Origin of the sequence: Aeromonas oralensis, from assembly GCF_049665575.1 — a bacterium.
Lineage (GTDB): Bacteria > Pseudomonadota > Gammaproteobacteria > Enterobacterales > Aeromonadaceae > Aeromonas > Aeromonas hydrophila.
In genome coordinates, this window is the sequence record NZ_CP187186.1 from 3,740,443 (window position 1) to 3,763,939 (window position 23,497).

The following is a 23,497-nucleotide window of genomic DNA, read 5'->3' on the forward strand; positions in this document are numbered from 1 at the left end:
TGTGGCAACGATGATACGGCCCTGATTATCCGATACAAATCAGCGCCCTCCTCAATTGTATGACATAAAAAAAGCGGCAGATGAATCTGCCGCTTTTTGCCTGGGGTCGACCGGATTACTTGTCGATATCCAGCATGTTGTTGTTCAGCATGTAGTCGATCACCTGGGACGAGGTGGCCGACGTGCTGCCGGTGAGGCTGTCGAACGTGTGGTTCATCAGCACTATCTCCTGGGTCACGGGGGCGGCGCTGCTCTCCTTGACCTGCAGGTGAACCCCTTCGCTGTCCTGGAAGACAGAGAGCAGGCTCTTCAGATCGTTCTGGTTGCGAGAACCGTCGTGATCCAGCAGGTCGCTCAGATCCAGCTTGTCACCTTCCGCCTTGGAGAAGTCGACCACGTAATCCTTGGCCACGCTGCCCGCAGCGGTGTCGCCCTGCAGCCAGGTGAAGGTATCGGCGCCGCCATCCCCCTTGAGGATGTCATTGCCAAGCCCGCCGACCAGGATGTCATTGCCCAGCCCACCGCTCAGGGTATCGTCACCACTACCGCCGTACAGGGTGTCGTTGCCGCTGCCGCCGTACAGGGTATCGTTGCCGCTCTCGCCGTACAGGGTGTCGTTGCCGGCACCACCGAACAGGATGTCGTTGCCGGCCCCACCGAACAGGAAGTCATCGCCACCCTGACCGAACAGGATGTCGTTGCCATCGCCGCCAATCAGCTCGTCAGCCTTGTCGTTGCTGGAGGACTGGTCGAACTCGCTGGCGTGGTCCGTGATGTAGTCATGGACCTGGGCATCGGTCACCGAACCCACACTCAGCTTGCCGGCCACATACTGCTTGATGGCCGCGTAGCCTTCACCGTTGATGCCAGCGAAGTGGATGGCATCCCCGAACAGGATGTCGTCACCGGCGCCGCCGTCGATCCGGTCGCGGCCCGGCAGGTTGTTCACCGAGGTACCCAGGATGGCGTTGGCCAGGTCGCTGGCGTTGACACCGGTCATGATGACGCCGTCAGAGTCGTAGGACTTGAGATCGTTGTAGGAGATGTTGGCCCCCAGTCCGATCGCTTCCACCGTGACCCCCATGCCCGTCAGCAAGGCAAAGCCGGCAACCGAGTTGGCGATAGTGATACTACTGGTGGAATTACCTGTGCCCGCCAAAGTTGCATAGACATAGCGCCCGGTGCCATCTGGTCTCATATAGCCAATCTGGTTGCCGCTGTAGTCATAAACTACACCGTTACCGTTAACCACCGTCCGACCATTCACTGAGTATGTTTGGCCATAGGTGTAACTAGTACCGATGACATTGCTCAGGTAAACATCGTTCACTGTGCCAGCACGATCTCGGATCATGGGGTCATAACCCTCGTTATCCAGATAGAAGGTCGGCTGACCATCAGTAATGAAGTAGGTCAGGTTCTTGGCATTGGTGTTGTTCTGTACGGTCGAACTGTTGAACCAGTTGGCCGTGGTCTTGAACACATCCTCGTAGTTGGTGCCGCCACCGTTGCTGGAGCTGCCATCCATGCTGTCGAGAATGGCTTGCAGCTGGCTCAGGGCGTTGCTGTCCTTCAGGTTCACGCTGACCGACTTGTTGGCCATGGTGTCGAAGTCTACCAGGAAGATGTTGACCGTCCCGGCCCCATCGGTCCCGGCGCTCGCCTTGAGGCTGGAGAACACCTGTGCCAGCTGGCTCTTGATGGTGTTCATGGCGCTGGTACCGATACTGCCCGAGCTGTCGACCATGAAGGCGATGTTGTAGTTCTGGCCCGGCAATACCACGCTGCCATCCAGATCCCCGACCACGATATTGTGCTCGCTGCCATAGGTACGGTTCTGATCGCCAGGTTCCCCTTCGGTGGAAAGGAAGTAGCTCATGCGGATCGAATCCTGATCCGATGCACTGCTGGTCTGATCGGTCGCCACTTCCTTGGCAATGGCTTCTACCTTCAGGTCGAACTGGCCGGCACTGCTGCCCGGTACCCGCAGGGTCAGACCGGTCAGTTTGACGTCCAGCGCGCTCTGGTTCCACAGACCGGTCAGCGTCAGCTTGCCATCGGCTCCCACGGTGCCGAGCACGGTGGAACCCTGATACAGAGTCGACCCCGTCGGCATGCCGGTCAGCACCAGGCTGTCGAACTGCTCGCTGCCATCCCGGTCGGTCAGGGAAGCGCTGATCTCGAGCGGGTAATCCACCACGCTCGGCTGTACCGCCGTCAGGGTACCGTCGGTCTGGTTGAACTGGTAGACGCCGTCATCAAACTGCACCAGCTCGATGTCGTAGAGCGACTTGCTGATGGTGACGCCGTTCTCCTTCACCAGGAAGTTGAAACCGCCGTCGCTTCTGCGCTCGATGACATAGTTGGCACGCGAGCCCATCAGTACGGCCAGGTCGGTACCGGCGCCACCATACAGGGTATCGCCACCCAGTCCGGCCACCAGGATGTCGTTGCCGGTGCCGCCATCGAGGGTATCGCCGGAGACCGAGTTGCCGCCGACCAGAACATCATTGCCGGCACCGCCGACAAAGTAATCACCGCCCCCTTCACGCTGACGATGTAGTCGTTGCCGCTGGTCCCCACCACGCTGTCCTGGGTCGTGGTGCTGTCGGTAAAGCTGCTGGTGATGCCAAAGTTGCCCTTGTTGAAGTTGCCGCTCTGGAACGCCCCGGTGGAGATGCCGGACGATGGGTACTGGGTATAAAGCGGAATGCCGTTACCCGTCAGGCTGATGTCGACCACCGGCTTGTCCGCAACCGCCGTGATATCGATCACCAGCTTGCCGCTGTTGCTCAGGTTGGCGCCGTCGCTGATCTGGTAACCAAAGCTGGCGTAATCGCCCTGCAGGTTGCCGGTCACGACGCCATTGCCGTTGCTGGCATTGGTGCTCGATTCGTTGAGGCCTGGCACGAAGCGCAGGTGGCCGCTGTCGATATCGGCGTAGGAGACAAGATCCCCCACCTTCACCGCGATCCACTGGCCGGCTGCGTTCAGGTACTCCAGCTTGCCGTTCAGCGGCAGGCTGTTGATCTGTACGCTCAGGTCAGAGGCGGCCTGATCATCGCTGGCACCAAACTGGGCCCACTTCAGCACCAGCGGCGTGTCTTCCTTGCCGGCACTGTAGCCACCCGTAGTCACAGGCGCACGATCGTTGTCGATGATGGTACCGATGCCGTTCTGACCACCCACGGTCACCGTCAGGGTCTCATTCGCTTCGACCAGACGATCGTCCACCGTCGGGATGGTCACGGTAAAGCCCGACACCCCGGCCGGCACTGTGATCTTGCCGGTGGTGCTGTTGTAGGTCACACCGTTGCTGAACTGGGCAGTACCCCAGTCAAGGCTGGAAGCCGGGTTGGTACCGCTGCCCTTGATGCCGAAGTCATACTGGGTCGCTTCCTGGGTCGCATCAGAGAGCGTCACCGTGTGCAGCAGGTTGCCGCCTTCGGCCGCACTCTCGCTGGAGACCGACTGTACGATAGGCGTAAACAGCGGCTTGGTTGCGAAAGAGCCCAGGCTGTAGTCGCCGTCGCCATCCACCACCTTGATCTGGAAGTCGATGTCGCCATCCCCCAGCGGCTTGGACATGTTCTGATACTGGAAGAACTCCCACTTGCCGGTGGCTGGAGTAAATTCCAGACGGAACACCAGGGTGCCATCGCTGGCCTTGCCGACCAGAGTATTGGCCGATTCCATCGTAGTTGTGATCAGCTTGCCAGTCGCCGTGGTCAGCCCGGTCTCGGTAGAACCGACCAACTGCATGTAGCCCTTGCCGTCGGCGCCCCACTGCGGGGTGACCGTGCCGGAACCGTAGGCGATGGCCGGTGCCGTGGTGGCACCGAGGAACTCGATGCTCTTCACGGTGAAGTCGCTGTTGTCGGCATAGAGGCCGTTACCATTGTTGGTGGCCTTGATGACCATGGTATCGAAGCCACCCTGCTGCACCTGGAAGTTGCCGGCATAGTCGCCACCCGCCGCGTTGGAGCTGAAGGTCTGGGTACCGATCAGCACGCCACCACGGTAGAACTCGACCACGCCACTCTCCAGCTCGCCACCGAACATCTGGCTGAACTTGATGTTGGCGCCATAGGCCACCTTGCCCGCATCCAGCTTGACGATCAGCTGCTCGGAAGCAGAAGTACCGTTTGCAAAGTGGCGGAAGTCCACCTCGTTGGCGAGGTTGTGGTTCGGTGAGCCGACACTGGAAACCCCCAGACCGGCGCTGGAACCATTGACATTGGCGGTGATCAGGGTCGAGTTGGTCGACGAGGTAAAGCCCAGCGCCGTGATGCTGAAGCCGCTCACGTTCAGGGTCGTCTGGTTGCTGCCACTGTACTTGGTCAGATCAAACAGACCGGTCAGGGTATCCGGGATGTTGGTCTTGATGACGGAGACGGCCGCCATGTCACCGGCCACCGGCGAGTCATCCTCGACCGAGATAGGCAGACTGCCGGTGGTGGTGGTCTTGCCATCCGATACGGTCACACCGATCTGGAAGTTGAGTACGTCTTCACTGCCCTTGACCGGATGATCAAGCGGAGCCTTGAGCGTCACGTCATAACTCCAGTCGCCCTTGCCGTTGCCAGCGGGAGCAGTCAGTTTCACATCCATGACCGCCTTGTAGTCGGCGCCGCCCGGTGTACCGGTATAACCGGTCAATACCTTGGTGGCGGCATTCCAGCTCCACTGCACCGCGGCACCGCCAGCCGTCAGGCCAGCAGGCCCGTTCAGGCTGATGGTAAGCGTATCCTGGCTGTCGACATCGCCGACCGTGATCTTGCCGCTGGCGGCCACGCTGTCGGTGGTATCGCTGCTGCCTGCCGTATCGGCAATGCCGCCGGCAAGCCCCTCTTCGGAGACCACGGCCCCCTTGTCGATACTCAGGGTCGGTGCATCGTTGGTGCCGGTGATGGTGACCGAGACGGTATGGCTGGTGCCATCCACACTCTTGACGGTGAAGGTTTCAATACGGGTCTCGCCCAGGCCCAGATACTGCACCTTGCTGTTGTCGACGTTGTAGCTCCAGGTACCGGTCTCGGTGATGGAGAGGCTGCCCAGTGCACCCACGCTCGGGGTGCCGTTGCCGGCCACAAACTTGGCCTGACCCTGGTCCGCATCGCTGATGGTCAGCACGCCGCTGTCGCTCAGCTTGCCACCCACCACGTTCAGATCTTCGGTCACTGCCCCCAGGTCATCCCCCGCCACCACAGCGCCATCGTTCACGCCGGTGATGGTGATGGTGACGGTGTGGGTGGTGCCATCGACCGAGGCCACGGTGAAGCTCTCGACCCGGGTCTCGCCCAGGCCCAGGTACTGCACCTTGCTGTTGTCGACGTTGTAGCTCCAGGTACCGGTCTCGGTGATGGAGAGGCTGCCCAGTGCACCCACGCTCGGGGTGCCGTTGCCGGCCACAAACTTGGCCTGACCCTGGTCCGCATCGCTGATGGTCAGCACGCCGCTGTCGCTCAGCTTGCCACCCACCACGTTCAGATCTTCGGTCACTGCCCCCAGGTCATCCCCCGCCACCACAGCGCCATCGTTCACGCCAGTGATGGTGATGGTGACGGTGTGGGTGGTGCCATCGACCGAGGCCACGGTGAAGCTCTCGACCCGGGTCTCGCCCAGGCCCAGGTACTGCACCTTGCTGTTGTCGACGTTGTAGCTCCAGGTACCGGTCTCGGTGATGGAGAGGCTGCCCAGTGCACCCACGCTCGGAGTGCCGTTGCCGGCCACAAACTTGGCCTGACCCTGGTCCGCATCGCTGATGGTCAGCACGCCGCTGTCGCTCAGCTTGCCACCCACCACGTTCAGATCTTCGGTCACTGCCCCCAGGTCATCCCCCGCCACCACGGCGCCATCGTTCACGCCAGTGATGGTGATGGTGACGGTGTGGGTGGTGCCATCGACCGAGGCCACGGTGAAGCTCTCGACCCGGGTCTCGCCCAGGCCCAGGTACTGCACCTTGCTGTTGTCGACGTTGTAGCTCCAGGTACCGGTCTCGGTGATGGAGAGGCTGCCCAGTGCACCCACGCTCGGGGTGCCGTTGCCGGCCACAAACTTGGCCTGACCCTGGTCCGCATCGCTGATGGTCAGCACGCCGCTGTCGCTCAGCTTGCCACCCACCACGTTCAGATCTTCGGTCACTGCCCCCAGGTCATCCCCCGCCACCACGGCGCCATCGTTCACGCCAGTGATGGTGATGGTGACGGTGTGGGTGGTGCCATCGACACTCTTGACGGTGAAGCTCTCGACCCGGGTCTCGCCCAGGCCCAGGTACTGCACCTTGCTGTTGTCGACGTTGTAGCTCCAGGTACCGGTCTCGGTGATGGAGAGGCTGCCCAGTGCACCCACGCTCGGGGTGCCGTTGCCGGCCACAAACTTGGCCTGACCCTGATCCGCATCGCTGATGGTCAGCACGCCGCTGTCGCTCAGCTTGCCACCCACCACGTTCAGATCTTCGGTCACTGCCCCCAGGTCATCCCCCGCCACCACGGCGCCATCGTTCACGCCAGTGATGGTGATGGTGACGGTGTGAGTGGTGCCATCGACACTCTTGACGGTGAAGCTCTCGACCCGGGTCTCGCCCAGGCCCAGATACTGCACCTTGCTGTTGTCGACGTTGTAGCTCCAGGTACCGGTCTCGGTGATGGAGAGGCTGCCCAGTGCACCCACGCTCGGGGTGCCGTTGCCGGCCACAAACTTGGCCTGACCCTGGTCCGCATCGCTGATGGTCAGCACGCCGCTGTCGCTCAGCTTGCCACCCACCACGTTCAGATCTTCGGTCACTGCCCCCAGGTCATCCCCCGCCACCACGGCGCCATCATTCACGCCAGTGATGGTGATGGTGACGGTGTGGGTAGTCCCATCGACCGAGGCCACGGTGAAGGTCTCGACCTTGGTCTCGCCCAGGCCCAGGTACTGCACCTTGCTGTTGTCGACGTTGTAGCTCCAGGTACCGGTCTCGGTGATGGAGAGGCTGCCCAGTGCACCCACGCTCGGGGTGCCGTTGCCGGCCACAAACTTGGCCTGACCCTGATCCGCATCGCTGATGGTCAGCACGCCGCTGTCGCTCAGCTTGCCACCCACCACGTTCAGATCTTCGGTCACTGCCCCCAGGTCATCCCCCGCCACCACGGCGCCATCGTTCACGCCAGTGATGGTGATGGTGACGGTGTGAGTGGTGCCATCGACACTCTTGACGGTGAAGCTCTCGACCCGGGTCTCGCCCAGGCCCAGGTACTGCACCTTGCTGTTGTCGACGTTGTAGGTCCAGGCGCCGCCTTCGGTGATGGAGAGGCTGCCCAGTGCACCCACGCTCGGGGTGCCGTTGCCGGCCACAAACTTGGCCTGACCCTGGTCCGCATCGCTGATGGTCAGCACGCCGCTGTCGCTCAGCTTGCCACCCACCACGTTCAGATCTTCGGTCACTGCCCCCAGGTCATCCCCCGCCACCACGGCGCCATCATTCACGCCAGTGATGGTGATGGTGACGGTGTGGGTGGTGCCATCGACCGAGGCCACGGTGAAGGTCTCGACCTTGGTCTCGCCCAGGCCCAGGTACTGCACCTTGCTGTTGTCGACGTTGTAGCTCCAGGCACCGCCTTCGGTGATGGTCAGGCTGCCCAGTGCGTCCGCACTCGGGGCACCGTTGCCGGCCACAAACTTGGCCTCGTCGGCGCCATCCACGTCGGTGACGCTCAGGGTGCCGGTCTCGGTCAGCAGCGGCGTGCTTTCATCTTCGGTGACACCACCGGTGTCGCTACCGGTGATCACCGCGGCATCGTTCACGCCAGTGATGGTGATGGTGACGGTGTGCTCGGTGCCGTCCACGGACTTGACCACAAAGGTCTCGACCTTGGTCTCGCCCTCGCCCAGGTACTGCACCTTGCTGTTGTCGACGTTGTAGGTCCAGGCGCCGCCTTCGGTGATGGTCAGGCTGCCCAGCGCGTCTGCACTCGGAGCACCGTTGCCGGCCACAAACTTGGCCTCGTCGGCGCCGTCCACGTCGGTGACGCTCAGGGTGCCGGTCTCGGTCAGCAGCGGCGTGCTTTCATCTTCGGTCACACCACCGGTGTCGCTACCGGTGATCACCGCGGCATCGTTGACGCCGGTGATGGTGATGGTGACGGTGTGGGTAGTCCCATCGACCGAGGCCACGGTGAAGGTCTCGACCTTGGTCTCGCCCTCGCCCAGGTACTGCACCTTGCTGTTGTCGACGTTGTAGGTCCAGGCGCCGCCTTCGGTGATGGTCAGGCTGCCCAGTGCGTCCGCACTCGGGGCACCGTTGCCGGCCACAAACTTGGCCTCGTCGGCGCCGTCCACGTCGGTCACGCTCAGGGTGCCGGTCTCGGTCAGCAGCGGCGTGCTTTCATCTTCGGTGACACCACCGGTGTCGCTACCGGTGATCACCGCGGCATCGTTCACGCCAGTGATGGTGATGGTGACGGTGTGCTCGGTGCCGTCCACGGACTTGACCACAAAGGTCTCGACCTTGGTCTCACCCTCGCCCAGGTACTGCACCTTGCTGTTGTCGACGTTGTAGGTCCAGGCGCCGCCTTCGGTGATGGTCAGGCTGCCCAGTGCGTCTGCACTCGGGGCACCGTTGCCGGCCACAAACTTGGCCTCGTCGGCACCGTCCACGTCGGTGACGGTCAGGGTGCCGGTCTCGGTCAGCGTCGGGTTGGCCTCGTCTTCGGTGACACCACCGGTGTCGCTACCGGTGATCACCGCGGCATCGTTGACGCCGGTGATGGTGATGGTGACGGTGTGCTCGGTGCCGTCCACGGACTTGACCACAAAGGTCTCGACCTTGGTCTCGCCCTCGCCCAGGTACTGCACCTTGCTGTTGTCGACGTTGTAGGTCCAGGCGCCGCCTTCGGTGATGGTCAGGCTGCCCAGTGCGTCTGCACTCGGGGCACCGTTGCCGGCCACAAACTTGGCCTCGTCGGCGCCGTCCACGTCGGTGACGCTCAGGGTGCCGGTCTCGGTCAGCAGCGGGTTGGCCTCGTCTTCGGTCACACCACCGGTGTCGCTACCGGTGATCACCGCGGCATCGTTCACGCCAGTGATGGTGATGGTGACGGTGTGCTCGGTGCCGTCCACGGACTTGACCACAAAGGTCTCGACCTTGGTCTCGCCCTCGCCCAGGTACTGCACCTTGCTGTTGTCGACGTTGTAGGTCCAGGCGCCGCCTTCGGTGATGGTCAGGCTGCCCAGTGCGTCTGCACTCGGGGCACCGTTGCCGGCCACAAACTTGGCCTCGTCGGCACCGTCCACGTCGGTGACGCTCAGGGTGCCGGTCTCGGTCAGCCTCGGGTTGGCCTCGTCTTCGGTGACACCACCGGTGTCGCTACCGGTGATCACCGCGGCATCGTTGACGCCGGTGATGGTGATGGTGACGGTGTGGGTAGTCCCATCGACCGAGGCCACGGTGAAGGTCTCGACCTTGGTCTCGCCCTCGCCCAGGTACTGCACCTTGCTGTTGTCGACGTTGTAGGTCCAGGCGCCGCCTTCGGTGATGGTCAGGCTGCCCAGTGCGTCCGCACTCGGGGCACCGTTGCCGGCCACAAACTTGGCCTCGTCGGCGCCATCCACGTCGGTGACGCTCAGGGTGCCGGTCTCGGTCAGCAGCGGCGTGCTTTCATCTTCGGTGACACCACCGGTGTCGCTACCGGTGATCACCGCGGCATCGTTCACGCCAGTGATGGTGATGGTGACGGTGTGCTCGGTGCCGTCCACGGACTTGACCACAAAGGTCTCGACCTTGGTCTCGCCCTCGCCCAGATACTGCACCTTGCTGTTGTCGACGTTGTAGGTCCAGGCGCCGCCTTCGGTGATGGTCAGGCTGCCCAGTGCGTCCGCACTCGGGGCACCGTTGCCGGCCACAAACTTGGCCTCATCGGCACCGTCCACGTCGGTGACGGTCAGGGTACCGGTCTCGGTCAGCGTCGGGTTGGTCTCGTCTTCGGTCACCGCACCGCTGTCAGTACCGCCGATCACGGCAGAGTCGTTCACGCCAGTGATGGTGATGGTGACGGTGTGGGTGGTGCCATCGACCGAGGCCACGGTGAAGGTCTCGACCTTGGTCTCACCCTCGCCCAGGTACTGCACCTTGCTGTTGTCGACGTTGTAGGTCCAGGCACCGCCTTCGGTAATGGTCAGGCTGCCCAGTGCGCCCGCACTCGGGGTGCCGTTGCCGGCCACAAACTTGGCCTCGTCGGCGCCGTCCACGTCGGTCACGCTCAGGGTGCCGGTCTCGGTCAGCAGCGGCGTGCTTTCATCTTCGGTCACACCACCGGTGTCGCTACCGGTGATCACCGCGGCATCGTTGACGCCGGTGATGGTGATGGTGACGGTGTGCTCGGTGCCGTCCACGGACTTGACCACAAAGGTCTCGACCTTGGTCTCGCCTTCGCCCAGGTACTGCACCTTGCTGTTGTCGACGTTGTAGGTCCAGGCGCCGCCTTCGGTGATGGTCAGGCTGCCCAGTGCGTCCGCACTCGGAGTGCCGTTGCCGGCCACGAACTTGGCCTCGTCGGCGCCATCCACGTCGGTCACGCTCAGGGTGCCGGTCTCGGTCAGCAGCGGCGTGCTTTCATCTTCGGTCACACCACCGGTGTCGCTACCGGTGATCACCGCGGCATCGTTGACGCCGGTGATGGTGATGGTGACGGTGTGCTCGGTGCCGTCCACGGACTTGACCACAAAGGTCTCGACCTTGGTCTCGCCCTCGCCCAGGTACTGCACCTTGCTGTTGTCGACGTTGTAGGTCCAGGCGCCGCCTTCGGTGATGGTCAGGCTGCCCAGTGCGTCCGCACTCGGGGCACCGTTGCCGGCCACAAACTTGGCCTCGTCGGCGCCGTCCACGTCGGTCACGCTCAGGGTGCCGGTCTCGGTCAGCAGCGGCGTGCTTTCATCTTCGGTCACACCACCGGTGTCGCTACCAGTAATGACCGCGGCATCGTTCACGCCGGTGATGGTGATGGTGACGGTGTGGGTGGTGCCATCGACCGAGGCCACGGTGAAGGTCTCGACCTTGGTCTCGCCCTCGCCCAGGTACTGCACCTTGCTGTTGTCGACGTTGTAGGTCCAGGCACCGCCTTCGGTGATGGTCAGGCTGCCCAGTGCGTCCGCACTCGGAGCACCGTTGCCGGCCACGAACTTGGCCTCGTCGGCGCCGTCCACGTCGGTGACGGTCAGGGTGCCGGTCTCGGTCAGCAGCGGCGTGCTTTCATCTTCGGTCACACCACCGGTGTCGCTACCGGTGATCACCGCGGCATCGTTGACGCCAGTGATGGTGATGGTGACGGTGTGCTCGGTGCCGTCCACGGACTTGACCACAAAGGTCTCGACCTTGGTCTCGCCCTCGCCCAGGTACTGCACCTTGCTGTTGTCGACGTTGTAGGTCCAGGCACCGCCTTCGGTGATGGTCAGGCTGCCCAGTGCGTCCGCACTCGGGGCACCGTTGCCGGCCACAAACTTGGCCTCGTCGGCGCCGTCCACGTCGGTCACGCTCAGGGTGCCGGTCTCGGTCAGCAGCGGCGTGCTTTCATCTTCGGTCACACCACCGGTGTCGCTACCAGTAATGACCGCGGCATCGTTCACGCCGGTGATGGTGATGGTGACGGTGTGGGTGGTGCCATCGACCGAGGCCACGGTGAAGGTCTCGACCTTGGTCTCGCCCTCGCCCAGGTACTGCACCTTGCTGTTGTCGACGTTGTAGCTCCAGGCACCGCCTTCGGTGATGGTCAGGCTGCCCAGTGCGTCCGCACTCGGAGCACCGTTGCCGGCCACGAACTTGGCCTCGTCGGCGCCGTCCACGTCGGTGACGGTCAGGGTGCCGGTCTCGGTCAGGGTCGGGTTGGTTTCGTCTTCGGTGACTGCACCGCTGTCAGTACCACCGATCACGGCAGAGTCGTTCACGCCAGTGATGGTGATGGTGACGGTGTGGGTGGTGCCATCGACCGAGGCCACGGTGAAGGTCTCGACCTTGGTCTCGCCCTCGCCCAGATACTGCACCTTGCTGTTGTCGACGTTGTAGGTCCAGGCGCCGCCTTCGGTGATGGTCAGGCTGCCCAGTGCGCCCGCACTCGGGGCACCGTTGCCGGCCACAAACTTGGCCTCATCGGCCCCGTCCACGTCGGTGACGGTCAGGGTACCGGTCTCGGTCAGCGTCGGGTTGGTCTCGTCTTCGGTCACCGCACCGCTGTCAGTACCGCCGATCACGGCAGAGTCGTTCACGCCAGTGATGGTGATGGTGACGGTGTGGGTGGTGCCATCGACCGAGGCCACGGTGAAGGTCTCGACCTTGGTCTCACCCTCGCCCAGGTACTGCACCTTGCTGTTGTCGACGTTGTAGGTCCAGGCGCCGCCTTCGGTGATGGTCAGGCTGCCCAGTGCGTCCGCACTCGGGGCACCGTTGCCGGCCACAAACTTGGCCTCGTCGGCGCCGTCCACGTCGGTCACGCTCAGGGTGCCGGTCTCGGTCAGCAGCGGCGTGCTTTCATCTTCGGTCACACCACCGGTGTCGCTACCGGTGATCACCGCGGCATCGTTGACGCCGGTGATGGTGATGGTGACGGTGTGCTCGGTGCCGTCCACGGACTTGACCACAAAGGTCTCGACCTTGGTCTCACCCTCGCCCAGGTACTGCACCTTGCTGTTGTCGACGTTGTAGGTCCAGGCGCCGCCTTCGGTGATGGTCAGGCTGCCCAGTGCGTCCGCACTCGGGGCACCGTTGCCGGCCACAAACTTGGCCTCATCGGCGCCGTCCACGTCGGTGACGGTCAGGGTGCCGGTCTCGGTCAGCAGCGGCGTGCTTTCATCTTCGGTCACGCCGCCGGTGTCGCTACCGGTAATGACCGCGGCATCGTTGACGCCGGTGATGGTGATGGTGACGGTGTGGGTGGTGCCATCGACCGAGGCCACGGTGAAGGTCTCGACCTTGGTCTCACCTTCGCCCAGGTACTGCACCTTGCTGTTGTCGACGTTGTAAGTCCAGGCACCGCCTTCGGTGATGGTCAGGCTGCCCAGTGCGTCCGCACTCGGGGCACCGTTGCCGGCCACAAACTTGGCCTCGTCGGCGCCGTCCACGTCGGTCACGCTCAGGGTGCCGGTCTCGGTCAGCAGCGGCGTGCTTTCATCTTCGGTCACACCACCGGTGTCGCTACCGGTGATCACCGCGGCATCGTTGACGCCGGTGATGGTGATGGTGACGGTGTGCTCGGTGCCGTCCACGGACTTGACCACAAAGGTCTCGACCTTGGTCTCGCCCTCGCCCAGGTACTGCACCTTGCTGTTGTCGACGTTGTAGGTCCAGGCGCCGCCTTCGGTGATGGTCAGGCTGCCCAGTGCGTCTGCACTCGGGGCACCGTTGCCGGCCACAAACTTGGCCTCGTCGGCGCCATCCACGTCGGTGACGGTCAGGGTGCCGATCTCGGTCAGCGTCGGGTTGGCCTCGTCTTCGGTGACCGCGCCAGTATCGTTACCGGTAATGACCGCGGCATCGTTCACGCCAGTGATGGTGATGGTGACGGTGTGGGTAGTCCCATCGACCGAGGCCACGGTGAAGGTCTCGACCTTGGTCTCGCCTTCGCCCAGGTACTGCACCTTGCTGTTGTCGACGTTGTAGGTCCAGGCGCCGCCTTCGGTGATGGTCAGGCTGCCCAGTGCGTCCGCACTCGGAGTGCCGTTGCCGGCCACGAACTTGGCCTCGTCGGCGCCATCCACGTCGGTCACGCTCAGGGTGCCGGTCTCGGTCAGCAGCGGCGTGCTTTCATCTTCGGTCACACCACCGGTGTCGCTACCGGTGATCACCGCGGCATCGTTGACGCCGGTGATGGTGATGGTGACGGTGTGCTCGGTGCCGTCCACGGACTTGACCACAAAGGTCTCGACCTTGGTCTCGCCCTCGCCCAGGTACTGCACCTTGCTGTTGTCGACGTTGTAGGTCCAGGCGCCGCCTTCGGTGATGGTCAGGCTGCCCAGTGCGTCTGCACTCGGGGCACCGTTGCCGGCCACAAACTTGGCCTCGTCGGCGCCATCCACGTCGGTGACGGTCAGGGTGCCGATCTCGGTCAGCGTCGGGTTGGCCTCGTCTTCGGTGACCGCGCCAGTATCGTTACCGGTAATGACCGCGGCATCGTTCACGCCAGTGATGGTGATGGTGACGGTGTGGGTAGTCCCATCGACCGAGGCCACGGTGAAGGTCTCGACCTTGGTCTCGCCTTCGCCCAGGTACTGCACCTTGCTGTTGTCGACGTTGTAGGTCCAGGCGCCGCCTTCGGTGATGGTCAGGCTGCCCAGTGCGTCCGCACTCGGAGTGCCGTTGCCGGCCACGAACTTGGCCTCGTCGGCGCCATCCACGTCGGTCACGCTCAGGGTGCCGGTCTCGGTCAGCAGCGGCGTGCTTTCATCTTCGGTCACACCACCGGTGTCGCTACCGGTGATCACCGCGGCATCGTTGACGCCGGTGATGGTGATGGTGACGGTGTGCTCGGTGCCGTCCACGGACTTGACCACAAAGGTCTCGACCTTGGTCTCGCCCTCGCCCAGGTACTGCACCTTGCTGTTGTCGACGTTGTAGGTCCAGGCGCCGCCTTCGGTGATGGTCAGGCTGCCCAGTGCGTCCGCACTCGGGGCACCGTTGCCGGCCACAAACTTGGCCTCGTCGGCGCCGTCCACGTCGGTCACGCTCAGGGTGCCGGTCTCGGTCAGCAGCGGCGTGCTTTCATCTTCGGTCACACCACCGGTGTCGCTACCAGTAATGACCGCGGCATCGTTCACGCCGGTGATGGTGATGGTGACGGTGTGGGTGGTGCCATCGACCGAGGCCACGGTGAAGGTCTCGACCTTGGTCTCGCCCTCGCCCAGGTACTGCACCTTGCTGTTGTCGACGTTGTAGGTCCAGGCACCGCCTTCGGTGATGGTCAGGCTGCCCAGTGCGTCCGCACTCGGAGCACCGTTGCCGGCCACGAACTTGGCCTCGTCGGCGCCGTCCACGTCGGTGACGGTCAGGGTGCCGGTCTCGGTCAGCAGCGGCGTGCTTTCATCTTCGGTCACACCACCGGTGTCGCTACCGGTGATCACCGCGGCATCGTTGACGCCAGTGATGGTGATGGTGACGGTGTGCTCGGTGCCGTCCACGGACTTGACCACAAAGGTCTCGACCTTGGTCTCGCCCTCGCCCAGGTACTGCACCTTGCTGTTGTCGACGTTGTAGGTCCAGGCACCGCCTTCGGTGATGGTCAGGCTGCCCAGTGCGTCCGCACTCGGGGCACCGTTGCCGGCCACAAACTTGGCCTCGTCGGCGCCGTCCACGTCGGTCACGCTCAGGGTGCCGGTCTCGGTCAGCAGCGGCGTGCTTTCATCTTCGGTCACACCACCGGTGTCGCTACCAGTAATGACCGCGGCATCGTTCACGCCGGTGATGGTGATGGTGACGGTGTGGGTGGTGCCATCGACCGAGGCCACGGTGAAGGTCTCGACCTTGGTCTCGCCCTCGCCCAGGTACTGCACCTTGCTGTTGTCGACGTTGTAGCTCCAGGCACCGCCTTCGGTGATGGTCAGGCTGCCCAGTGCGTCCGCACTCGGAGCACCGTTGCCGGCCACGAACTTGGCCTCGTCGGCGCCGTCCACGTCGGTGACGGTCAGGGTGCCGGTCTCGGTCAGCAGCGGCGTGCTTTCATCTTCGGTCACACCACCGGTGTCGCTACCGGTGATCACCGCGGCATCGTTGACGCCAGTGATGGTGATGGTGACGGTGTGCTCGGTGCCGTCCACGGACTTGACCACAAAGGTCTCGACCTTGGTCTCGCCCTCGCCCAGGTACTGCACCTTGCTGTTGTCGACGTTGTAGGTCCAGGCACCGCCTTCGGTGATGGTCAGGCTGCCCAGTGCGTCCGCACTCGGGGCACCGTTGCCGGCCACAAACTTGGCCTCATCGGCGCCGTCCACGTCGGTCACGCTCAGGGTGCCGGTCTCGGTCAGCAGCGGCGTGCTTTCATCTTCGGTCACACCACCGGTGTCGCTACCGGTGATCACCGCGGCATCGTTGACGCCGGTGATGGTGATGGTGACGGTGTGGGTGGTGCCATCGACCGAGGCCACGGTGAAGGTCTCGACCTTGGTCTCGCCCTCGCCCAGGTACTGCACCTTGCTGTTGTCGACGTTGTAGGTCCAGGCACCGCCTTCGGTGATGGTCAGGCTGCCCAGTGCGTCCGCACTCGGGGCACCGTTGCCGGCCACAAACTTGGCCTCATCGGCGCCGTCCACGTCGGTCACGCTCAGGGTGCCGGTCTCGGTCAGCAGCGGCGTGCTTTCATCTTCGGTCACACCACCGGTGTCGCTACCGGTGATCACCGCGGCATCGTTGACGCCGGTGATGGTGATGGTGACGGTGTGGGTGGTGCCATCGACCGAGGCCACGGTGAAGGTCTCGACCTTGGTCTCGCCCTCGCCCAGGTACTGCACCTTGCTGTTGTCGACGTTGTAGGTCCAGGCGCCGCCTTCGGTGATGGTCAGGCTGCCCAGTGCGTCTGCACTCGGGGCACCGTTGCCGGCCACAAACTTGGCCTCGTCGGCACCGTCCACGTCGGTGACGGTCAGGGTGCCGGTCTCGATCAGCTGCGGAGTGCTTTCATCTTCGGTCACACCACCGGTGTCGGTGCCGGTAATAACGGCCGCGTCGTTGACCGGCGTAACAGTCCCGGTTACGCCGCCGGTTGCGCTGTTTAGGCCATCGGTGATGGTGTATTCAAACGCGATGTTGCCATTGAAATCCGGAGCCGGCGTGAAGATCAGCTGGCCATTGCTCAGGGTGACGGAACCATTGCTGATCGCTACCGTGCCGCCTTCGGCAATGGTCTGGCCGTTGATGGCGGTAATGGTGAGGCGATCACCATCCACATCTGTGTCGTTGCCAAGCACATTGATGGTGACGGTGCCGTCCTCCGCCACGGTGAACTGGTCGTCCCCCGGCAGGGGCGCGGCATTCACCACGCTGTTGTCGGTCCCCTTGGGCGAAGTGTTGCCCACCGGGTCGGTCAGGGTGGCATCTACCGTGATGGGGCCGTTGACTGGCAGATCCGTAGTGGGGATGGTCAGGGTGACCTGGGTACGGCCGATATCGTCAGTCGTCAGAATTCTGCTGGAGTCAGGCACGCCATCACCGTTCCAGTCCACATCGAGACGATCGCCGGCCTTGGCATCGCCCGGCAGCCGGATGATGACATCCACCCCGTTTTCGCGCTCATTGGCGGAGATGACATTGTCCGCGCCGTCCTGGATTTCCACTTGCGGCGCCGAGGGCGCGGTACTGTCCACGCTGCCGTCATCGGTCGCGGTGCCGGTGTTGCCGGCAGGATCGGTGACGCTGGCCGTCACTGTGTAGGAGCCATCAACCAGCGGAGTGGTGACATCCACGCTGAAGGTGCCATCCGGATTGACGGTGGTGATCAGGGTTTGCTGGTTGCCATTGGCATCGGTCACCAGCAGGGTCACGGTACTGCCTGCGGCGGCATCCGTGGTTCCGGTGATGGTCGGCGTCGTGTCGTTGGTATTGTCAGGTGCGGAGACGGTGATCACCGGCGGGACGAGATCAATCAGGCGGTTCTCTTCACCCGGCAGTGCATCAGCAGTCACGCCAGCATCGGTCTGGTTGGCTGTATCAAAACCGCCGCTGCTATGGTGGCATCACCGGTACGATCGATGGTAACGAAACCACCGTTGCCACTGGCGCCAGCCACGCCACCAATGCCACCACCACCGGCGGCAGGCGCCCCACCTGCGGCAGATGCTTCAAATGCCTTGGTCGGGTCAGCGCCACCCAGGATGGCCTGCTGCAGGGCCGCGATGTCATTGGGATTGCCAGACGGCACATTCTGGGCAAGCTGCGGCTCTTGAGACGTTTCATCCTCAACCTGCTGCTCGTTGGTCGGGCTCAGGGTGAAAGTCTGGTTGCCGCCTTTGAAGCTGGCGCCTTCAGGAGTGATCAACACCGCATCCTTGGGCAGGATATCGCCTTCGGCGAGCTGCTTCTGGCTGCCATCAGCGGCCACCAGGTAAACCTTGCCTTTCAACTGGGTAACGACGACGTCCTGATCCAATGCGATATTGTGGCTGCTCATGTTCTCTCCTGAATCTCTATTGGCATGCAATATTCCACCGTCTAATGTGCCCGTGAATGGCGCCGGAAACCAGTTAGAAAATTCGAATGGATAGACTGATTTGACGCTGTAACGGTCGGTTAAACAGAAGGATCAATAACGGCGGGAATGGAAAATAAAACCAAGATGATCAATGTTTTGCATTTTGATGACGGGGGCACTGCAAGTGCCCCCGTCAAGGGCTTCATATCAGGCGCCAGCCCACAGCAGGATGGCCAGCAACTGGGGTGAGATGATGCGAAGGAACATCACCAACGGATAGACGGTCGCGTAAGACAGGGCACTGGCACCACTGGTGGGGTGCATGCCGTTGGCAAATGCCAGGGCGGGAGGATCCGTCATGGAACCGGCCAGCAAGCCGCACAGGGTGAGGTAGTTCATCTTGCCATACAGACGGGCCAGCACACCGACCACCAGCAGCGGGATCAGGGTGATCGCCACCCCATACATCATCCAGGCCGGACCATCGCCGTTGATCAGGGTATCGATGAAGCCGGCACCGGACTTGAAGCCCACCACCGCCAGAAACAGCACTATGCCGATCTCCCGCAGCGCCAGGTTGGCGCTGGGGGGCATGAACCAGTAGAGCTTGCCGATGCTGCCGATGCGCGACAGGATCAGCGCCACCACCAGCGGGCCGCCCGCCAAACCCAACTTGAGCGCCGCCGGGAACCCGGGCAGGTAGAAGGGGATGGAGCCGAGCAGCACGCCAAGGCCGATGCCGATGAACACCGGCAGCATCTGCACCTGCTGCAGTTTCTGCTGCACGTTGCCCACCACATTGGTGACCGCCTCGATGGCATCGAGCCGCCCCACCAGGTTGAGGATGTCACCGAACTGCAAGCTGGTCTGGCTGGTCGGCACCAGCTCGATACCGGCCCGGTTTAGGCGCGAGATCACCACGTCATATTTCTGCTTGATGTCGAGATCGCGGATCTTCTTGCCGAGCACCTGCTCGTTGGTCACCACTACCCGCTCCACCCGCAGATCGGTGCCGCGAGTGGAGAGCGAGGTCTCAACCTCCTCACCCAGCACCAGCAGCACCTTGCGCAGGGCGTGCCGCTCACCCACCAGGTGCAGCAGGTCGCCCAGTTCGATACGCGAATCCGGCCGCGGCACCATCAGCTCATCGCCGCGCTTGAGGCGCGAGCAGATGACGTCTGCCTCATCGAGACTCGGGATCTCGCTCAGCATCAGACCGTGGATGTTGGGGTTGCGCACTGCGATGTTGATGGTCTGCAGACTCTCCTTGGTCTTGCCGGCCTGTTGTTCAAACTGGGCGGCTTCTTCGTCGATCTTGATGCGAAAGAACATACGGATCAGCCACATGGTCAACAAGATGCCACAGATGCCGAACGGATAGGCGACCGCATAGCCCATCCCCATCAGGCCGGTGGAACCGGGCGCGGCGCCCAGCTCCGCCAGGATCTGCTGGCCGGCACCGAGAGACGGGGTGTTGGTCACGGCGCCGGAGAAGACCCCCAGGATCACCGGCAGCGGCACGTCGAACAGCTGATGCAGGGCGGCCGCCACGGCGCAACCAAGCAGAACCAGCAGGGCGGCGAAGCCGTTGAGCTTGAGGCCGGAGCTGCGCAGGGAGGAGAAGAAGCCGGGGCCGACCTGAATGCCGATGGTGTAGACAAACAGGATCAGGCCGAACTCCTGAATGAAGTGCAGGGTTTGCTCATCCAGCGCCAGCCCCGAGAGGCCGGCGAAGTGGCCCACTATGATGCCGCCGAACAGCACCCCTCCGATCCCGAGACCAACGCCATAGACCCGCCAGTTCCCCAGCCAGAGCCCCAGCACTGCCACCAGCGACAACATGCTGATGGAAAGCGCGATATCACTCATTTCGTGCATCCTTTGCGAATTGAACTGTCCCTAGCTTGTCAGCAAACGCCGCGGCCAACTGTGTGATACCGCACGAATTTATCCTTTTGAACAGCAAAAAATACCAATTAAGGGCTAGTTATGCGACGTAACCATAAATGGCCATAAAGTGACAAATGCTGCCCCCCAGCACGAACAGATGCCAGATAGCGTGGTTGTAGGGGATACGTTTGGCCACATAGAAGATCACCCCCAGGCTGTAGATGAGACCACCCAGCCCGAGCAGCAGCAAGCCTTCCCCCTCCAGATGGATATAAAGCTGATAGACCACCAGCAACGACAGCCAGCCCAGCATCAGATAGGTAAACAGCGACAGCTTCTTGAAGCGGTTGATGAAGAGTAGCTTGAACACCACCCCCGCCAACGCCAACCCCCAGATCACCACCATCAACCCCTGTGCCAATGGCGTGTCGAGCGCCACCAGCAGGAAAGGGGTATAAGTACCGGCGATCAGCAGATAGATGGCGCAGTGGTCGAATACCTTGCACCAACGTCTGGCCGGCCCTTCCACCATGCTGTGGTAGAGGGTCGAGGCCAGATAGAGCAGCACCAGGCTGCCACCATAGAGGCTGTAACTGACCAGCGCCTGAGGGCCCTGCGCCCAGCCCTTGTTCAACAACAACACCAACCCCAGGATCCCCAGCACCAGCCCCAGGCCGTGGCTGAGGCGGTTGGCCAGCTCCTCGCGGGGCGAATAATCCGTCACACTGCTCATTGCATACTCCTGCCCAAACTGCGCTCACTCTAGCTGCCGTCATTTCAGAGTACAAGTGTTAGCTTAAAGTGATTTTCATGCCGTTTGCCATGTGTTGAGGAGGTACGCATGGCTGTCACCCGCTGGCCTTTGGTGTATGCTCTGCGGCCGATGCCCACGTAGCTGTTGCCACCGCGCTTGCTCACCCCCCAGTGACTCCCTGGCAACCCGGTCTGGAGAACCTGATGAAGTTGACTGAACTGTTTGCACTACCGGATCCGGCCTTCGGCCAGGCCATGACGGATCTGCTGGAGACCTTCCACCACTCGGATGACAGTCAGGCTCCCTACCAGCGCGACCAGTTCACCCACCAGCTCGATCAATCCCGCATGCCGGCCACCGGCATCACCATCGATGACTATCTGGCCCGCCTGGCCACCCTGGTGCCTGGCGCATCTCACCTTACCTCGCCACGCTACATGGGCCATATGACGGCCCCGTTACCGGCCTTCACTGCCGAGTTGTCCCGCCTGGTGGTGATGCTCAACCAGAACCCGATGAAGATGGAGTCCTCCCGTCTGCTCAGCTTTCTGGAACGGGAGGTGCTGGCCAAACTGCACCGCCTCATCTATCGCGCCGACGATCTCTTCTATGACACCCAGATGCATGCCAAGGATGCCGCCCTCGGCGTCATGACCAGCGGCGGCACCATCGCCAACGTCACCGCCCTTTGGCTGGCCCGCAACCGCGCCTGCGGCGACAACCTGTTCGCGCTCTATGAGCAGGGCTATCGCGGCGCCGTCATCCTGGGCTCGCGGCTGATGCACTACTCCTTCGACAAGGGGATGGATCTGCTGGGGCTGGGGGCGCGCAGCGTCTGGCGCCTTCCCACCGACGATCAGAACCGGCTCGACATGGCGGCGCTGGAGCAGGCCCTTGCCCAATGCAAGGAGCAGAAGCTCAAGGTGCTGGCACTGGTCGGCGTGGCCGGCAGCACCGATTTCGGCTCCATCGACCCGTTGCCTGAGCTGGCGGACATTGCCGAGCGCGAGCAGATCCACTTCCACGTGGATGCTGCCTGGGGTGGCCCGACCCTGTTCTCGCCCCGTTATCAGGCGCTGCTGGCAGGGATCGAACGAGCCGATACCGTCACCCTGGATGGCCACAAGCAACTGCTGGTGCCGCTCGGTACCGGCATGCTGCTCTGCCGCCAGCCGGACCTGATGATGGCGGTCAAGCGGGAGGCCCCCTACGCCATCCGCGCCAGCTCCTTTGATCAGGGCCGCTTTACCCTGGAGGGCACCCGCCCGGCCAACGCCCTCTATCTGGATGCCGCCTTCCAGCTGTTCGGCCAACAGGGTTATGCCGAACTCATCGAGGCCAACTACGACCGGGCCCGCCTGATGGCCAGCCTTATCGACCAGGATCCCGCCTTCGAACTGATGTCAGCCCCGGTGATGAACCTGCTCTCCTATCGCTGCATCCCCCCTCATCTGCAGGGCAAGGTGCTGGACGAGGCTGCCAACGAACAGGTCAATACCTTCAATATCGCCCTGCAGAAGGCTCAGCGCGCCGAGGGGCACAGTTTTGTCTCCCGCACTCAGCGCGCCGTGGGTCGCTACGGCACCCAGCCGCTCACCCTGCTGCGGGCCGTGCTGCTCAATCCGCTCATTGAAGAGCACCACATCCGCGATCTGCTGGCGGATCAGCAGCGGCTGGGCGCCGAGATCGCAAGGCAGCTATTTGGCTGAGGAACTGGCTGGCGAATGAGCGGTCTTATTCATTTGCCGTTGCCCATCGGGCAGGTACACTGAATGAAATTTTGCGGTCCACTTTTGAGGGCGACGAGCCAGACATGAAGCAATTTATTGAATTTATTCCTCTTATCGTTTTCTTTGCAGTCTACAAGTTCTACGACATCTACATGGCGACCGGTGCCCTGGTGGTGGTAACCGGTCTGCAGCTCGCCTACAGCTGGATCCGCTATCGCAAGGTCGAGAAGATGCAGCTGTTCACCTTCCTGCTGGTCGGCTTCTTCGGCGGCCTCACCGTCTTCTTCCACGACGACACCTTCATCAAGTGGAAAGTCACCGTCATCAACGTCCTGTTTGCGCTGGGCCTGCTCATCAGCCGCTACGGCTTTGGCAAAAACCTGATCAAGCAGATGCTGGGCAAGGAGCTGCAAGCCCCGGATCCCGTCTGGGATCGGGTCAATCTCGGCTGGGTCGGCTTCTTTACCGTCTGCGGCCTGCTCAACCTCTATGTGGCCTTCACCCTGCCGCAGGAGATGTGGGTCAACTTCAAGGTGTTTGGCCTGCTCGGCATGACCCTGGTATTCACCCTGTTGAGCGGTGTCTATCTCTATCGCCACCTGCCCGCCGAGCAGGAAAATGAAATGAAGAAATAACTGCCATCAAGAAAAGGATCGTCTCATGTGGTATCTCATCTATTCCGAAGATGTTCAGGGCAGCCTGCCGCTGCGCAAGCAGGCTCGTCCGGCCCATCTGGCCAGGCTACAGGCGCTGCAGGATGAAGGGCGACTGCTCACCGCCGGCCCCAACCCGGCCATTGATGCCGAGGATCCGGCCGATGCCGGCTTCACTGGCAGCACAGTCATCGCCGAGTTCGCCTCACAGGCGGATGCCAAGGCCTGGGCCGATGCCGATCCCTATGTGGCGGCCGGTGTCTATGCCAAGGTGACCATCAAGCCGTTCAAGAAAGTCTTCTGACCCAACGCGAATAGCGAAAT

At 62.6% G+C, this 23,497-nt stretch carries 6 protein-coding genes and 2 pseudogenes; 3 read left to right on the plus strand and 5 right to left on the minus strand.

Going from position 1 to position 23,497, the window contains the following annotated elements:
* Positions 1–115: 115 nt before the first annotated feature.
* From ACPDZI_RS17365 to trhA, 5 genes and pseudogenes are all read right to left on the minus strand, one after another.
* Positions 116–17,043 (minus strand): annotated as a pseudogene (locus tag ACPDZI_RS17365) (VCBS domain-containing protein); the annotation flags it as partial.
* Positions 17,044–17,394: 351 nt separating this feature from the next.
* Positions 17,395–17,640 (minus strand): annotated as a pseudogene (locus tag ACPDZI_RS17370) (hypothetical protein); the annotation flags it as partial.
* A complete protein-coding gene (locus ACPDZI_RS17375; protein WP_438833543.1) occupies positions 17,637–18,125 on the minus strand; it encodes a retention module-containing protein in 489 nt (162 codons plus the stop codon). The pseudogene ACPDZI_RS17370 and the gene ACPDZI_RS17375, both read right to left, overlap by 4 nt.
* A gap of 228 nt (positions 18,126–18,353) precedes the next feature.
* Positions 18,354–20,015, minus strand: a complete 1,662-nt coding sequence (locus tag ACPDZI_RS17380) for a putative transporter (RefSeq protein ID WP_011707241.1) — start codon at positions 20,013–20,015, stop codon at positions 18,354–18,356.
* Positions 20,016–20,133: 118 nt separating this feature from the next.
* Entirely contained in the window at positions 20,134–20,769 is a 636-nt protein-coding gene (gene trhA, locus ACPDZI_RS17385) for a PAQR family membrane homeostasis protein TrhA (RefSeq protein ID WP_438833544.1), read from the minus strand.
* Positions 20,770–20,993: 224 nt separating this feature from the next.
* Between trhA and ACPDZI_RS17390 the strand changes: the two genes are divergently transcribed.
* The 3 genes from ACPDZI_RS17390 to ACPDZI_RS17400 all read left to right on the plus strand — a co-directional run bounded on the left by ACPDZI_RS17390 (position 20,994) and on the right by ACPDZI_RS17400 (position 23,477).
* On the plus strand, positions 20,994–22,499 hold the full coding sequence (locus ACPDZI_RS17390) for an aminotransferase class V-fold PLP-dependent enzyme (RefSeq protein ID WP_438833545.1): 1,506 nt from the start codon (positions 20,994–20,996) through the stop codon (positions 22,497–22,499).
* 104 nt (positions 22,500–22,603) lie between these two features.
* Entirely contained in the window at positions 22,604–23,155 is a 552-nt protein-coding gene (locus ACPDZI_RS17395; protein ID WP_438833546.1) for a septation protein A, read from the plus strand.
* 25 nt (positions 23,156–23,180) lie between these two features.
* Complete coding sequence (locus ACPDZI_RS17400) at positions 23,181–23,477, plus strand: YciI family protein (protein WP_005309589.1); 297 nt, start codon at positions 23,181–23,183, stop codon at positions 23,475–23,477.
* Positions 23,478–23,497 lie beyond the last annotated feature (20 nt).